The organism is Rhizobium sp. PvP014, assembly GCF_017876855.1.
Taxonomy (GTDB): Bacteria; Pseudomonadota; Alphaproteobacteria; order Rhizobiales; family Rhizobiaceae; genus Neorhizobium; species Neorhizobium soli.
In genome coordinates, this window is record NZ_JAGIOT010000002.1 from 3,216,657 (window position 1) to 3,231,761 (window position 15,105).

15 protein-coding genes are annotated in these 15,105 nt (G+C 61.0%); 10 read left to right on the forward strand and 5 right to left on the reverse strand.

Annotated elements, in window-relative coordinates; genetic code table 11:
- Positions 1 to 177 precede the first annotated feature (177 nt).
- From J3A65_RS20140 to phoB, 6 genes are all read left to right on the forward strand, one after another.
- The gene (locus J3A65_RS20140; RefSeq protein ID WP_062453935.1) at positions 178 to 1,212 is read left to right on the forward strand and encodes a substrate-binding domain-containing protein; all 1,035 of its coding nucleotides are present in this window, start codon (positions 178 to 180) and stop codon (positions 1,210 to 1,212) included.
- Positions 1,213 to 1,399: 187 nt separating this feature from the next.
- The gene (gene pstC / locus J3A65_RS20145) at positions 1,400 to 2,884 is read left to right on the forward strand and encodes a phosphate ABC transporter permease subunit PstC (protein WP_209903041.1); all 1,485 of its coding nucleotides are present in this window, start codon (positions 1,400 to 1,402) and stop codon (positions 2,882 to 2,884) included.
- Entirely contained in the window at positions 2,881 to 4,197 is a 1,317-nt protein-coding gene (gene pstA, locus J3A65_RS20150; protein ID WP_209903043.1) for a phosphate ABC transporter permease PstA, read from the forward strand. Before pstC ends, pstA begins: the two co-directional genes overlap by 4 nt.
- Before the next feature lie 15 nt (positions 4,198 to 4,212).
- Positions 4,213 to 5,028: a phosphate ABC transporter ATP-binding protein PstB gene (gene pstB / locus J3A65_RS20155; protein WP_062453932.1), complete on the forward strand. Its 816-nt coding sequence runs from the start codon at positions 4,213 to 4,215 to the stop codon at positions 5,026 to 5,028.
- A gap of 51 nt (positions 5,029 to 5,079) precedes the next feature.
- Positions 5,080 to 5,793, forward strand: a complete 714-nt coding sequence (phoU, locus tag J3A65_RS20160) for a phosphate signaling complex protein PhoU (RefSeq protein WP_062453931.1) — start codon at positions 5,080 to 5,082, stop codon at positions 5,791 to 5,793.
- Positions 5,794 to 5,918: 125 nt separating this feature from the next.
- Positions 5,919 to 6,602, forward strand: coding sequence for a phosphate regulon transcriptional regulator PhoB (phoB, locus tag J3A65_RS20165; protein WP_062453930.1), 684 nt, complete (start codon positions 5,919 to 5,921; stop codon positions 6,600 to 6,602).
- Here the strand turns inward: phoB and J3A65_RS20170 are convergent.
- Positions 6,584 to 7,498, reverse strand: coding sequence for an EamA family transporter (locus J3A65_RS20170; RefSeq protein WP_209903045.1), 915 nt, complete (start codon positions 7,496 to 7,498; stop codon positions 6,584 to 6,586). The two genes, phoB and J3A65_RS20170, sit on opposite strands and share 19 nt — an antisense overlap.
- Positions 7,499 to 7,623: 125 nt before the next feature.
- Between J3A65_RS20170 and J3A65_RS20175 the strand changes: the two genes are divergently transcribed.
- The gene (locus J3A65_RS20175; protein WP_209903047.1) at positions 7,624 to 8,412 is read left to right on the forward strand and encodes a helix-turn-helix transcriptional regulator; all 789 of its coding nucleotides are present in this window, start codon (positions 7,624 to 7,626) and stop codon (positions 8,410 to 8,412) included.
- On the opposite strand, the gene J3A65_RS20180 is transcribed toward J3A65_RS20175, so the two are convergent.
- Positions 8,351 to 8,785: a PACE efflux transporter gene (locus J3A65_RS20180; RefSeq protein ID WP_209903049.1), complete on the reverse strand. Its 435-nt coding sequence runs from the start codon at positions 8,783 to 8,785 to the stop codon at positions 8,351 to 8,353. The two genes, J3A65_RS20175 and J3A65_RS20180, sit on opposite strands and share 62 nt — an antisense overlap.
- Positions 8,786 to 8,981: 196 nt before the next feature.
- Positions 8,982 to 9,521, reverse strand: a complete 540-nt coding sequence (locus tag J3A65_RS20185) for a GcrA family cell cycle regulator (RefSeq protein WP_062453927.1) — start codon at positions 9,519 to 9,521, stop codon at positions 8,982 to 8,984.
- A gap of 451 nt (positions 9,522 to 9,972) precedes the next feature.
- On the opposite strand from J3A65_RS20185, the gene J3A65_RS20190 reads away from it, so the two are divergent.
- The 3 genes from J3A65_RS20190 (at position 9,973) to J3A65_RS20200 (ending at position 13,325) form a co-directional block, all read left to right on the forward strand.
- A complete protein-coding gene (locus J3A65_RS20190; RefSeq protein WP_209903051.1) occupies positions 9,973 to 11,169 on the forward strand; it encodes an aspartate aminotransferase family protein in 1,197 nt (398 codons plus the stop codon).
- A 49-nt stretch (positions 11,170 to 11,218) separates the two neighbouring features.
- A complete protein-coding gene (argF, locus tag J3A65_RS20195) occupies positions 11,219 to 12,136 on the forward strand; it encodes an ornithine carbamoyltransferase (RefSeq protein WP_062453925.1) in 918 nt (305 codons plus the stop codon).
- Positions 12,137 to 12,335: 199 nt separating this feature from the next.
- Positions 12,336 to 13,325: an Hsp33 family molecular chaperone gene (locus J3A65_RS20200; RefSeq protein WP_092663650.1), complete on the forward strand. Its 990-nt coding sequence runs from the start codon at positions 12,336 to 12,338 to the stop codon at positions 13,323 to 13,325.
- Positions 13,326 to 13,338: 13 nt separating this feature from the next.
- Here the strand turns inward: J3A65_RS20200 and apaG are convergent, their stop codons facing one another.
- Positions 13,339 to 13,731, reverse strand: a complete 393-nt coding sequence (gene apaG / locus J3A65_RS20205; protein WP_062453923.1) for a Co2+/Mg2+ efflux protein ApaG — start codon at positions 13,729 to 13,731, stop codon at positions 13,339 to 13,341.
- A gap of 166 nt (positions 13,732 to 13,897) precedes the next feature.
- Positions 13,898 to 15,088: an O-succinylhomoserine sulfhydrylase gene (locus J3A65_RS20210; protein WP_209903054.1), complete on the reverse strand. Its 1,191-nt coding sequence runs from the start codon at positions 15,086 to 15,088 to the stop codon at positions 13,898 to 13,900.
- Positions 15,089 to 15,105 lie beyond the last annotated feature (17 nt).

Below are 15,105 nucleotides of genomic sequence, written 5' to 3' on the forward strand. Positions count from 1 at the left end.
TTCCCGGTCTCTTCCAGAACATCAATATTTTCAACAACTTGAATTGTCACAAATGTTTCACCGAAGTGACATAAAAGCTAAGGCCAAGGGCGGCTATGACCAGCGGGCCGAGAGCCGGCAAATGTCTAAGAGGCCGGCATGACAAGATTTCTGGAAACCCATACCGGGAGAACTTCGATGAACATGTTCAAACTTTCCGCAGCAGCCCTCGTGGCCTCTGTTGCCTTTGCCGGCGTTGCATCCGCACGCGACCAGGTTCAGGTTGCCGGCTCCTCCACCGTTCTTCCCTATGCGAAGATCGTTGCCGAGACCTTTGCCGAGACCAACCCGAACTTCAAGGCACCGGTTGTTGAGTCCGGCGGCACGGGCGGCGGTCTGAAGGCATTCTGCTCCGGCGTCGGCGAAGGCACGATCGACGTTGCCAATGCTTCGCGCAAGATCAACAAGAGCGAAGCCGAAGCCTGCAAGGCTGCCGGCGTCACGGACGTTCAGGAAATCCGCATCGGTTACGACGGCATCGTATTCGCTGCCGACTCGTCGAACGGCGACATGAAGATCACCCCGAAGGATCTCTACAAGGCATTGGCTGCTGAAGTCGTCGTTGACGGCAAGCTCGTTGCCAACCCTTACAAGAACTGGTCGGAAGTCAATGCGACCCTGCCGAAGGGCCCGATCGCAGCTTACATCCCAGGCTCCAAGCACGGCACCCGCGAAGTCTTCGAAGAGAAGATCATGGCTGAAGGCTGCAAGGAAGCCGGCGCGACTGACGTCATCAAGGCTGCCATCACCGATGCCAAGCAGGCTGCTGCCAAGTGCGTTGCAGTTCGCAAGGACGGCGCAGCTGTCGACATCGACGGCGATTACACCGAAACGCTGGCCCGCATCTCGGCCAACAAGACCGGCCTCGGCGTTTTCGGCCTGGCCTTCTATGAAAACAACATGGACAAGCTGAAGGTCGCGACCGTTTCGGATGTCGTTGCTTCCACCGAAACCATTGCTTCGGGCAAGTACCCGGTGTCGCGCCCTCTGTTCTTCTACGTCAAGAAGGCTCACCTCGGCGTTATCCCAGGCCTCAAGGAATATGTTGAGTTCTTCATCTCCGACGAAATGATCGGCCCTGACAGCCCGCTCGCCGAATACGGCCTGGTTGCTGCTCCGGACGATCAGCGCGAACAGGTCCGCAAGGACTTCGAAGCCGGCAAGACCATGTAATCAAAATTCCGGCGCCGCTTCTTGCGGCGCCGGTCTTCTTTCGTGCCAGGCGGCGACTTGTCCGTCGCGCGACAGAAGCAAAGCCTGGCGTCAGTCGCTGCGTTTTGGATGGCGAAACATATTGATTCCGATGGTGGGATTTGTGCGGTAATGGGTGCCGTCGATGGCGGTAGGCCGGGGGATTTTAATGAGCACACCATTGATTTTATTGATTCTGGCGATAATTGCGATCGCTTGTTACGTTGTCGGAACCAGGCACGCCCTGGCAATCGCCGGCGGCCGTTCCTCAAAGCTTCATTCACGTCCGGGCTACTACGGCACCTTCGTCGCACTCTGCGCCGTTCTGCCATCGGTTCTCATCCTGGCCGCGTGGCTGGTCGTCAGCCCGCTCTATATCAACTCCACTGTCCGCGATGGCTTTCCTGAAGACGTAAAGGCGCGTTCGCCGGCCGAACAGGGTCTCTCCTTCGGCATGGTAAGCTCGCTTGCGCGCGGCATGAACGTATTGAGCCTGGACGAGATCGAGCGCATCGGCGGAAATCCCGTCGAACTGCGCGCAGCGCTTGGCGCTAAGGGCGTCCCGCTTGCCGGCGACCCCGAACCATACATGGTCGAGTCCGCTGGCGATCTCAACGTCATGACCAAGATCAGCAACTGGGTTATGACCGCGGTAGTCCTTCTGGCAGCCCTGATCGGCGCCGGCTTTTCCTACACGCGCATCGCGCCACGGTTTCGGGCCCGCAACCGTGTCGAGAAGGTGATCCTCGCCAGCCTCGTCGTCGCATCCTCGATCGCGATCCTGACCACGGTCGGCATCGTTGCCTCGATGCTGACGGAAGCGACCCACTTCTTCACCAGCATCCCGCCGTGGGAGTTCTTCTTCGGCACCGTCTGGGATCCGCGCTTTGCGGCCGCCGGCGCCACGGACTCGGCTGGTCAGTTCGGCCTTATCCCGCTGCTTCTCGGAACACTCTATATCGGCTTCGTCGCCATGCTCGTCGCCGTCCCGAGCGGCCTGTTTTCCGCGATCTACATGTCGGAATACGCCTCCCGCGGTGTCCGCTCCGTGGCAAAGCCTCTGCTCGAAGTTCTCGCCGGCATTCCCACCATCGTCTACGGCTTCTTTGCCCTGACGACGGTCGGCCCATTCCTGCGCGACCTGTCTTCGCAGCTGAACGGCCTTGTCACAGGCGATTACGCCAACTTCATCCAGGCACAGAGCGTTCTCACTGCCGGCTTCGTCATGGGCATCATGCTGATCCCTTACGTCTCGTCGCTGTCGGACGACATCATCACCGCCGTGCCGGGAACGCTTCGTGACGGCTCGCTCGGTCTCGGCGCCACCCAGTCCGAAACCATCAAGAAGGTCGTCCTGCCGGCAGCACTGCCGGGCATCGTCGGCGCACTTCTGATGACCGCCTCGCGCGCCATCGGCGAAACCATGATCGTAGTGCTCGCCGCCGGCGTCGCCGCCCGCATGCAGCTCAACCCGTTCGAGCCGATGACGACGGTGACCGTCAAGATCGTCAGCCAGCTGACGGGCGACCTTGAATTCACCTCGCCGCAGACGCTTGTCGCCTTCGCACTCGGCATCACGCTCTTTGCGATCACGCTTTGCCTCAACATCTACGCGCTCTACATCGTGCGCAAATACCGGGAGCAGTACGAATGACCGACGTGGTTTCCTCCACCGCCGGCGTCTTGGCCAAGCCTGCCCGTCGCGATATCGGTATCAAACGCCGCTACGCCGCCGAGCGCCGCTTCCGTGCCTATGGCATCGCTGCTCTCTCGTTCGGCATCCTGTTCCTGATGCTCCTTCTGTGGTCGGTCGTCTCGAAGGGCTATACCGCCTTTCAGCAGACGATGATCACGATCCCTGTCGAGTTCTCGCAGCAGATCATCGACAAGGATAATGTGCGGGCTATGGATCCGGCCAAGCTGATGACGGCCAACTACCCGATCGTCGCCCGCAATGCGCTGGCCAAGGTTCTGGGCGTCGCCGAAAACGATCGCCAGGGTCTGCGTGCCGTCAACCAGATGATTTCGGACGGCGTTCGTGGCCAGCTGCGCGATATGGTCGTTTCCGATCCTGAGATCATCGGCACGACCCAGACGGTTTCGCTTCTGGCAGCCGGCGATATCGACAGCGCCGTGAAAGGCCAGATCAATCTCGACGTGGCGGAAACCAGCCGCAAGGTGTCCGACCAGCAGGTCGGATGGATGAAGCAGCTGACCGACAGCGGTGCGCTCGCCAAGGAATTCAACACCGGCATTTTCTTCAACGGCGCGTCCAGCCGTCCGGAAGCAGCTGGCGTCGGCGTCGCTCTGATTGGCTCCTTCTATATGATGCTGATCGTGCTCGTCCTGTCCCTGCCGATCGGCGTCGCAGCCTCGATCTATCTTGAAGAGTTTGCCCCGAAGAACCGGTTTACCGACCTGATCGAGGTCAACATCAACAATCTCGCAGCGGTCCCGTCGATAGTCTACGGTCTGTTGGGTCTCGCGGTCTTCATCAACTTCATGGGCCTGCCGCGCTCGGCCTCGCTTGTCGGCGGCCTGGTGCTGACGCTGATGACGCTTCCGACCATCATCATCGCCACCCGCGCGGCGCTGAAAGCAGTGCCACCGTCGATCCGTGCTGCAGCGCTCGGGCTCGGTGCCTCGAAGATGCAGACCATCTTCCACCATGTCCTGCCGCTTGCCATGCCCGGTATCCTGACCGGTACGATCATCGGCCTCGCGCACGCCCTCGGCGAAACGGCGCCGCTCCTCTTGATCGGAATGGTCGCCTTCGTGGCGAACTATCCGACCACGCCGATGGATCCGTCGACGGCACTGCCGGTACAGATCTACATGTGGGCTAACGAGGCGGAACGCGCCTTCGTTGAACGAACCTCGGGAGCGATCATGATCCTGCTCCTGTTCCTGATCTTGATGAATGTTGGCGCAATTCTCTTGCGACGCCGCTTCGAACGGCGTTGGTAGAGGAAGGGGGAAGCAATGAACATGATGTCAGAAGCTGCAGTTGAGAAGGCGCTGGACAAGAAAATGAACGACGTTGCTTATAAGATGATCGGCAAGGATGTCTCCGTTTATTACGGTGACAAGCGCGCTCTTTATGACGTGAACCTGAATGTCCGCCAAAATACCGTCACTGCTTTGATCGGTCCGTCCGGCTGCGGCAAGTCCACCTTCCTGCGCACGATGAACCGCATGAACGATACGATCGAGGGTTGCCGCGTCACCGGCAAGATCACGCTCGACGGCGACGATATCTACGACAAGGAAATCGACGTCGTGGAGCTGCGTGCCCGGGTCGGCATGGTGTTCCAGAAGCCGAACCCGTTCCCGAAGTCGATCTACGAGAACATTGCCTACGGTCCCCGGATCCACGGCCTTGCCCGTGGCAAAACGGAAATGGACGCGATCGTCGAGGCAAGCCTGCAGCGCGCCGGCCTCTGGGCAGAAGTCAAGGATCGCCTGCATGAAGGCGGTACCGGCCTTTCCGGCGGTCAGCAGCAGCGCCTTTGCATCGCCCGTGCGATCGCCGTTTCGCCTGAAGTCATTCTGATGGACGAGCCGTGCTCGGCACTCGACCCCATCGCCACGGCCAAGGTCGAGGAACTGATCCACGAACTGCGCGCCAACTACACGATCGTGATCGTCACCCACTCGATGCAGCAGGCGGCCCGCGTTTCGCAGCGCACGGCGATGTTCCATCTCGGCCACCTGGTCGAGGAAAACGATACCGACAAGATGTTCACCAATCCGGATGACCAGCGCACCCAGGATTACATCATGGGCCGCTTCGGCTGATGCGGGCGCAGAGCCCGTCAGCCGCAACTGCAGACATCAAGGATCAGACACATGGTTTCGACCCATATTCTCTCGGCCTATGACGAGGAACTGAAATACCTGAACCGCCGGATCTCCGAAATGGGCGGCCTGGCGGAGCAGATGTGCGGAGATGCCGTGCGTGCGCTCGTGAACTCCGACTCCGCACTGGCCCAGAAGGTCATCTCGGACGACGTCATTCTCGACCATGCCGAGCGCGATATCCAGGACAAGGCGATCGTCACCATCGCCAAGCGTCAGCCGATGGCGGCCGACCTTCGCGAGATCATCGGCACGCTGCGCATTGCAGCTGACCTGGAACGCGTCGGCGACCTTGGCAAGAACACCGCCAAGCGCGTGCTCGCCGTGCAGGGAACAGGCGTCCCGCGTAAGCTCGCCCGTGGTCTGGAGCATCTTTCCGAACTGGCGCTGGTGCAGCTCAAGGACGTTCTTGATGTCTTCGCTAACCGCTCTGCGGAAAAAGCCGAGATCATCCGCCAGCGCGACGAAGAAATCGACGCGATGTACACCTCGCTGTTCCGCGAACTCCTCACCTACATGATGGAGGATCCGCGCAACATCACCACGTGCACCCATCTCCTGTTCTGCGCCAAGAACATCGAGCGCATCGGCGACCACGCGACGAATATCGCCGAGACCATCTACTACATCGCGACCGGCGCACAGCCGGAGGGCGAACGTCCGAAGGACGATACGTCCAACATGCTCGGCTCCGCCGGGACATGATGCAGCTCTCCCGAAATCGCCCGCCGGTTTCGGGACGATAACTGCCAAAACCAATGACCTGAAGCAGCGCGAGCGGATCTGGCGGATCTAAGTGCAGTTCGGGACGAGTGACGGAGCAAGTCGGAATGCAGCCGAAGATCGCAGTCGTGGAAGACGAAGAGGCCCTCAGCGTCCTCCTTCGGTATAACCTGGAGGCCGAGGGTTACGAGGTCGATACCGTGCTTCGCGGTGACGAAGCGGAAATCAGGCTTCAGGAGCGCGTTCCGGATCTTCTCATTCTCGACTGGATGCTGCCGGGCGTTTCAGGCATCGAACTCTGCCGTCGCCTGCGTATGCGGCCGGAGACGGAACGCCTGCCGATCATCATGCTGACGGCGCGCGGCGAAGAAAGCGAGCGCGTTCGCGGGCTTGCCACCGGCGCAGACGACTATGTGGTCAAGCCTTTCTCGACGCCGGAACTGATGGCCCGCGTCAAGGCGATGCTGCGCCGTGCCCGACCGGAGGTCCTTTCGAGCGTCCTCAAATGCGGCGATATCGAACTCGATCGCGAAACCCATCGCGTTCACCGCAAGAGCCGCGAAGTTCGCCTCGGGCCGACAGAGTTTAGACTTCTGGAATTCCTGATGGCCTCACCCAGCCGCGTCTTTTCGCGCTCGCAGCTGCTCGACGGCGTCTGGGGTCATGACATCTATGTCGACGAACGCACCGTCGACGTGCATGTGGGGCGCCTGCGGAAGGCACTCAACTTCTCCAACATGCAGGATGTCATCCGCACGGTCCGCGGTGCCGGTTACTCAATGGAAGCCTGAGGACCGCGTCTCCTAGCCGGCAGCGTCATGGCAATGACACCGGCCACGACGCAGGCCAGGCCGAGCCATGCTGTCGAAGCAAGCGTTTCGCCGAGAAACACGACACCGATGCCAACGCCGATCGGCACCCGGAGATAGGCCTGCGCCGTCGTGCCGACGGAGCCGAGCGTCTGCACTAGCCGGAAATAGATGACGAAGGCGAGCGCCGTCGAAAATACCGCCAGCGCCAATAGGGCGAGCATGGAATCGGTGCTCGGTGTCAGCGTCCAGGGCCGGTCGACCACAAGGCTGACAGGAATGAGGATGGCCGCCCCTGCGATCAGCGATCCCGCGGCGGGCATCATCGGGTCCAATCCCTTAAAATTCTTGCCGAAGATGGCAGCCGCCGCATAGCAGATCGTCGCCGCCACGATGGCGAGTTGCGCCCAGAGGTTCTCGCCCGAGCCGGCAAGCGCCTCCATGCCGACGATCAGGCATATGCCGACAATGCCTGCGGCAACTCCGAACAGCTTGGCCGCAGAGACGCTTTCATGGCGCGTGATCAGCGCCGTCAGCAGAAACGCGAAGATCGGCGTCGTGGAACTCAAAATGGTGGCAAGGCCCGCATCGGTCGTCTGTTCGGCCCAGGCGATGAGGGTGAAGGGGACCGCGCTGTTGAGGCAGGCCTGAACCGTGAAAAGCTTCCAGGTCTGCCGGTCGGTCGGCAGCTTCAATCCGCGAAGGCGAAGTGCCGCAGCGAGAATGAGCCCGGCGACCAGTGTTCTGACGGCGATAAAGGTGACGGGCGAAATCGTCTCCACACCGACTTTGATCAGCGTGTAGGACGCGCCCCAAAGCGTCGCGAGCGTGAGGAGCAGCAACAGATCCGTTGCCATGCTTGTTTTGGTGTCCGCCATTCCAGTTCCTATCCCCATCCATGCAATCTCCGCCCGCTCTTAGCGGAGAGAGGAAAAGAAATGCTTCGGCGACGGCCGAACCGTTGATCGCTGACGGCAAAGTTTTCCGGTGCTAGAACTGGATCATGTCCAATATGGTTTCAGGAAATACGATTGCGGAAGTTGCAAGCCTGATCGGCGATGTCGCGCGCGCCAACATGCTGTCCGCGCTGATGGGCGGCCAGGCGCTGACGGCGGGCGAACTGGCACGCCATGCCGGCGTCACCGCGCAGACAACCAGCGGCCATCTCGGCAAACTGGCGCAGGCGCATCTGATCGCAGTCGAGAAGCAGGGCAGGCACCGCTACTACCGGCTTGCCTCTCCGGAAGTCGCGCACGTGATCCACGCGTTGATGGCAGTCGCCGCGGATGGGCCGAAGCGCCATCATCCTGTCGGCCCGAAAGACGAGGCGTTACGGCTTGCCCGCACCTGTTACGATCACATGGCAGGCCGTCTCGCCATCGCGCTCGCCGACTCCCTGACCGGCAACGGCTATCTGCTGCTCGGCGATGGAGCCGGCCTGATCGCCGATGAAGGCCGGCGTTTCTTTTGTGATTTCGGGATTGATCTCGAACAGCTGACCCGTTCGAAACGCCCGCTCTGCCGGACATGCCTGGATTGGAGCGAGCGACGGCCGCATCTGGCGGGACAAATGGGTGCAGCACTGCTGGACCGCGCTCTTGGCGTCGGCTGGATCAGCCGCCGGGAGGAAACCCGGGCTCTGCGGATCACGCGCGCCGGAGAGATCGGGTTTGCCGAGACATTCAGGCTTCCATCGGACTGGCGTATTGCACCGTCCGGAACTCTGATGGTCAGGCGGCTTCCTGGGTCTTCCATTCCGGCAGCGGGAACAGCTTGTCGTAGCCAAGATTGAAGAGATAGGCATAGACCACGTAGAACAGCGCGATCGCGATATCCATTGTCAGCGCATGGAGAAGGGTAATCTGCAGATACCACGCGATAAACGGCATCAGCACGACCAGCAGACCGATTTCGAACAGCACCGCATGAGCAATGCGCAAGGCAGGCGTCTTCAGCGTCGTACCCCGTCGCGCCTGCAGAAAGCGGTCGAAACCCAGATTATAGAGGTAGTTCCAGCCGGTCGCGACCGTCGCAGACACGACGCCGACAATGCCCATATGTTCGGCCGGCATGTCGAAGACGAGGGCGCCGAGTGGCACCATCATCAGAAGCCCGATGATTTCAAAGCTGATGGCGTGGCGAATACGGTCTCTTATCGAGCGCATGATCTTCCCCTTTAGGTCAGGTTCATGCCGGGTCGTCCCGGCGTTCTGCCCATTCAGGGGGAGGTCGTCCTCTCTCCAGGCCGAGATAGGGGCGGAGACGGCGTCCGGCAAGTTTTTTCAGCGCAAGTCAGCCATGCCAAAAACGCAAAAGGCGGGCCAGAGCCCGCCTTCGATCTTGTTTCCGCAGCCGCCTGGCTTAGGACGCGCGGGCAGCCGGACGACGGCGCTCGTGTACCGGCTGGTAGGCAAGCTTCGCGTGATATTTGCAATAGGGCGACGCATCCTGCGCATCGCAACCGCAGAAATGGAAGTCGTCCGTCAGCGGATCGCCGACCGGCCACTTGCATGTGCGCTCGGTGAGATCCGTCAGCGACAGACGGCGCGAGATCGGCACGACGACGCTGCCGGAAGCGGTGTATTTCACCGGTTCGGCGACGTTTACGTCCTGATCTTCCTTGAGTGCGTTTGCACCCACCGTCCGTGCTGCAGGACGGGCTGTGTCGCGTCCGGCAAAGCTCGGCGCGCGCGGAGCTGCGGGCGCTGGGCGCTTGGATGCCGGGCGATTGGCCGACGCCGAACCGCCTGCTTTGGCGCGACCCGGAAGGTTGAGACGGTGCACTTTGCCGATCACGGCATTGCGGCTTACGCCTCCAAGTTGGGCTGCAATCTGGCTGGCGCTGAGACCTTCCGACCATAGTTTTTTAAGTCGCTCGACGCGCTCATCAGTCCAGTTCATGCCGTTCTCCGCCTTTGAACGTTGCTGGCAGACAGAATCCGTTCACCTCTGCGGCGAAATAAATCCGCCGCACCCACGCAATCTATGCTTCGAGGTGACTAGTTCCGCCGCATGCGTTCTAGTAATTGAGGATTAACCTAGTGTGTGGCTGACTCCGTGGCAAGAGTCGCTCGAATCGCCGCGAATCGATTTCGCGGTTTTCCCCAACTTGCTGCCCTCAAGAGTCATTTTTGTCACAGACCGAAATGCCGCAATACAGCATCAGGTTGCATCGCGGCATATGCCCCGAAAGCCCTATAAAACACCAAGTTTTGTTGACATGGAGGCACTTAGCCATGATAGTGCCCGCGCCGCCCGGTGGGCGGCATTTTTGATTTTTCAGGCCGCATTCCCGGTCTCCGGAGAGGTCTGGAGAGGGGGGGCGGAACCTACCCAGAGGAGTGATGTCGCCATGGCTGAAGCCGCACTTTACGACACGTTTGCCCGGGCACCTTTGCGCTTTGATCGAGGCGAGGGCGTATGGCTTGTGACGGAAGGTGGCGAGCGATATCTGGATTTCGGGGCAGGCGTTGCCGTCACCTCCTGCGGTCATTCCAATCCGCATCTGGTGAACGCGCTGAAGTCGCAGGCCGAGAAGGTCTGGCACCTTTCCAATCTCTACGAGATCCCGGAGCAGGAGCGTCTGGCCCGCCGTCTGGTGGATGCCACGTTCGCCGACAAGGTGTTCTTTACCAATTCCGGCGCCGAAGCGCTTGAGACCGCCATCAAGACGGCGCGTCGCTATCATTTCTCCAAGGGCCATCCGGAGAAATTCCACATCATCACCTTCGAGGGTGCTTTCCACGGCCGGACCATCGCGACGATCGCCGCCGGTGGTCAGGAAAAATACATGGAAGGCTTCGGCCCGAAGGCGCCAGGGTTCGATCAGGTCCCGTTCGGGGATCTCGATGCCCTCAACGCTGCGATCAACGAAAACACCGGCGCGCTGCTGATCGAGCCGATCCAGGGCGAGGGCGGCGTGCGCGTCGTGGACAAGGAATTCCTGCGCGAGCTGCGTCGCATCTGCGACGAGAAAGGCCTGCTGCTGATCCTCGACGAAGTGCAGAGCGGGGTTGGCCGCACCGGTCGGTTCTTCGCCCACGAACTGACAGGCATCACGCCTGACATCATGGCCGTTGCCAAGGGCATCGGCGGCGGCTTCCCGTTCGGCGCCTGCCTTGCGACAGCGGAGGCTGCTTCCGGCATGAAACCCGGCATTCACGGCACGACCTATGGCGGCAATCCGCTCGGGATGGCCTGCGGCAACGCGGTGCTCGATGTCGTGCTGGCCGATGGCTTCCTTGACAATGTCCGCGATGTCGCGCTCGTGTTCCGCCAGGGACTGGCAAGCCTGAAGGATCGCTTTCCGGATGTGATCGAAGACATCAGAGGCGAAGGCCTGATGCTCGGCATCAAGGCGAGAGTGCCAGCAGGCGATCTGGTTGTCGCGATGCGCGATGAGAAAATGCTGTCGGTGCCGGCAGGCGATAACGTCGTGCGCCTTCTGCCGCCGTTGACGATCACGGCGGAGGAAGCCCGCGAGGGGCTCGCACGGATCGAACGGGCAGCGGAAAAGCTGACCGAGGCAGAACTCAAGAAAACAGCCTGAGCGCGATGAGGGGTGCCGGTGACGGTTCCCCTCGATAGGGGACGATAGCATGGCATCACCAAAGCATTTCCTGGATCTTTCGGCGGTTTCGCCGGAGGATCTTCGCACCATTCTCGACGACGCGAAAAGCCGCAAGCAGGCCTTCAAGGCCGGCAAGGGCGACCAGCCGCTCGCCGGCAAGATGTTGGCGATGATTTTCGAAAAGCCGTCCACCCGCACCCGCGTCTCCTTCGATGTCGGCATGCGCCAGCTCGGCGGCGAAACGCTCTTCCTGTCCGGCACGGAAATGCAGCTCGGCCGCGCCGAGACGATCGGCGATACGGCACGTGTCCTGTCGCGCTATGTCGATGCGATCATGATCCGCACCACCGATCACAACCGCATGCGGGAAATGGCCGAGCACGCCACCGTGCCTGTTATCAACGCGCTGACCGACGATACCCATCCCTGCCAGATCATGGCCGACCTGATGACCTTCGAGGAGCATCGCGGTCCTGTCAAAGGCAAGACCATCGCCTGGACGGGTGACGGCAACAACGTGCTGCACTCGCTCGTCGAAGGCTCGGCGCGGTTCGGCTACAAGATGAACATGGCCGTGCCAATGGGCTCCGAGCCGCATGACAAGTTCCTGAACTGGGCGCGCAACAATGGCGGCGAGATCATGCTCTGCCACGACGCCGAACGAGCGGTCACCGGCGCTGATGTCGTCGTCACCGATACGTGGGTGTCGATGAACCAGGAGCACAAGGCGCGCGGCCACAACATCTTCCAGCCCTATCAGGTCAACAAGGCGCTGATGGATCAGGCAAACAAGGACGCGCTCTTCATGCACTGCCTGCCGGCCCATCGCGGCGAGGAAGTCACCGACGAGGTCATCGACGGACCACAGTCGGTGGTGTTCGACGAGGCGGAAAACCGTCTTCACGCGCAGAAGTCGATCCTTGCCTGGTGCTTCGGCATCGTCTGAGGATCAAAAGCGCTTCCGACTTGAATTCGATGAGAGCCGCCACCATCTGACGGCTTTCAAAGCGCGCCGCCGAACGAGTGCGGCGCTTCAACACGATATCGTCAACGTTCTCAAATCCCCGGCCGGCGGTTCCGCTGCGGCTGGCGCTTGTGTAAAAGCGTTCGAGGAACTGGGAGCGCCGGCGCGAAGGAGTTAACTCATGGCGGAAGCGACTGTTGAACTGAACGAACTCGATTTTGCCGGCGACGACCGCGTCGTGCCCTTCCAGGTGGATGGTCTTGATGTGCGTGGCCGTGCAGTCCAGCTCGGGCCACTCCTCAACGCGATCCTCGGACGGCACGATTATCCGGCACCTGTCGCACGGCTGCTGGCGGAAGCCGTCGTGCTCACTGCACTGCTGGGCACTTCGCTGAAATTCGAAGGCAAGTTCACCATGCAGACCAAGGGTGACGGCCCGGTCGACCTGCTTGTTGCCGATTTCTCCACGCCGGATGCACTGCGCGCCTATGCCCGCTACGACGAGGATGCGCTGGCCGAAGCCGTCGAGAACGGCAAGATCTCGCCTGCCGAACTGCTCGGCCATGGCTTTCTTGCGCTGACGATCGATCAGGGTCGCGGCATGCAGCCCTATCAGGGCATCGTTCCGATGGACGGCTCGTCGCTTGAAGAAATGGCCGGCGTCTACTTCCGCCAGTCCGAACAGATCCCGACCCGGGTTCGCCTCGCCGTCGCCGAACTCATCGACCGCGACGAGGACGGCAACCCGCGCCACAACTGGCGCGCCGGCGGACTTGTCGCCCAGTTCCTTCCGCAAGCGCCTGAGCGCATGCGCCAGCCCGACCTGCATGGCGGCGACGGTGACGAACGCGATGCCGTCGAAGTCGAGGACGATGCCTGGTTAGAGGCGAGCACGCTGGTAGGTACCATCGATACGGACGAGCTGACCGATCCGCAGGTGGCGATCGAACGGCTGCTGTTCCGGCTGTTCCACGAGCGCGGCGTGCGGGTCTATGATCCGCAGACGGTGTTCGACCGCTGCAGCTGCTCGCGCGACAAGATCAAGGGCGTGCTGGACGGGTTCTCTGCGGAAGAAATCCACGCGAGTGTGGAAGATGGAGAAATCGCGGTAACCTGCGAGTTCTGCTCGACCACCTACAAGTTCGTGACGGAAGAATTCGAAAGCGCCTGATCCGCCTTGCGGGTCAGTTCAGAACGCGCACGACGCCTGGTGAATCCAGCGAGAAGGCGGGAATGTCGACTTTGAAAGTCTCGCCTTCGTCCGTCTTCATATCGTAGGTGCCGAACATGACGCCGGATGGCGTGTCGAGCGGGCACCCGGACGAATACTCGTAGCTGTCGCCCGGCTCCAGTCGCGGCTGGTCGCCAACGACGCCTGGTCCGTCGACCTCGTCGACGATCCCGTTTTCGTCCGTGATGTTCCAGTAGCGATGCACGAGCGTGACGCTGATCGAGGACTTGTTCTCGATCACGATCCGGTATCCCCAGACATAACGACTGTCCTCGGGGCTCGACTGCTCCTCGAGATAATAGGGCTCGACGGCGACGTCTATGTCTCTGGTGCGGGCGCGGTACATTGGCACCTCAAGATTGCTCATCGTGCCGATATCGTACAGTGGGGGAGAAAGGTCAAGAATTCTCGCGGCTTGCATCTGAGGCAATGTCGCGTTCTTGATGATAGGGATAACTGATTTGGTAAACCCGGAGCGTTCCGGGTCTACCCATCGTTCGGCGTAAAGCCGATCAGATCTGCTTCAGCGCCTGCGCGAAATCTTCCAGCAGGTCGTCCGCATCCTCGATGCCGGCCGAAAAGCGCACGGTGCCGGGCGAAATTGCTAGTTCCGTACGGGCTTCGTCGCTGAGGTTTTTGTGCGTCGTCGTTGCCGGATGCGTGATGATGGAGCGGGTGTCGCCGAGATTGTTGGAGATGGTGACCACCTCCATGGCATTCTGCAGCTTGAAGGCCGCTTCCTTGCCGCCCTTCAGCTCGAAACAGACCAGCGTCGATCCGCCCGTCATCTGCTTGGCGATGATATCGGCCTGCGGATGATCCTTGCGACCGGGATAGATCACTTTCGCGACCTTGGACTGCTCGGCCAGGAAATCGGCGATCTTTGCCGCATTCGACGTCTGCTGGGCAACACGGATCGGCAGCGTTTCCAGGCCCTTGATCAGTGTCCATGCGGTAAACGGTGACATCGCCGGACCGGTATGGCGATAATAGTCCTGCAGGTGCTCCAGAACCCATTCGCGATCCGACAGGATGACACCGGCAAGGCTGCGGCCCTGGCCGTCAATATGCTTGGTGGCGGAATAGACGACCACATGGGCGCCGAGTTCCAACGGCCGCTGGAAGAGCGGCGTTGCAAACACATTGTCGACCACCAGACGGGCGCCGACCTGATTGGCAAGCTTGGCAACGCCGGCAATGTCGATCACTTCCAGCGTCGGGTTTGTCGGGCTTTCCAGGAAAAACACCTTGGTGTTGGGCTTGATCGCCGCTTCCCAGTTGGCAAGGTCGCGACCGTCCACCAGCGTGCATTCGATGCCGTAGCGCGGGGCGAGCGTTTCGACAACCCAGCGGCAGGAACCGAACAGGGCCCGCGCGGCAACGATATGGTCGCCGGCGCGAAGCTGGCACATGAGCGCTGCCGTGATGGCGGCCATGCCGGAGGCGGTGGCGCGGGCTTCTTCTGCACCCTCCAGCGCACACATGCGCTTTTCGAACATGTCGTTGGTGGGGCTGCCGTAGCGGGCATAGATATAGCCGTCGGCCTCGCCCTTGAAACGGGCCTCGGCGGCTTCTGAACTGTCGTAGGCGAAGCCCTGCGTCAGGTAGATGGCTTCCGACATCTCGCCATATTGCGAGCGCAGCGTGCCGCCATGGACGAGCGTGGTGGCCGGGCGCCAGTTCTTGTTCGGGGTTTTGCTCATGTGTTCATCACCTTCGT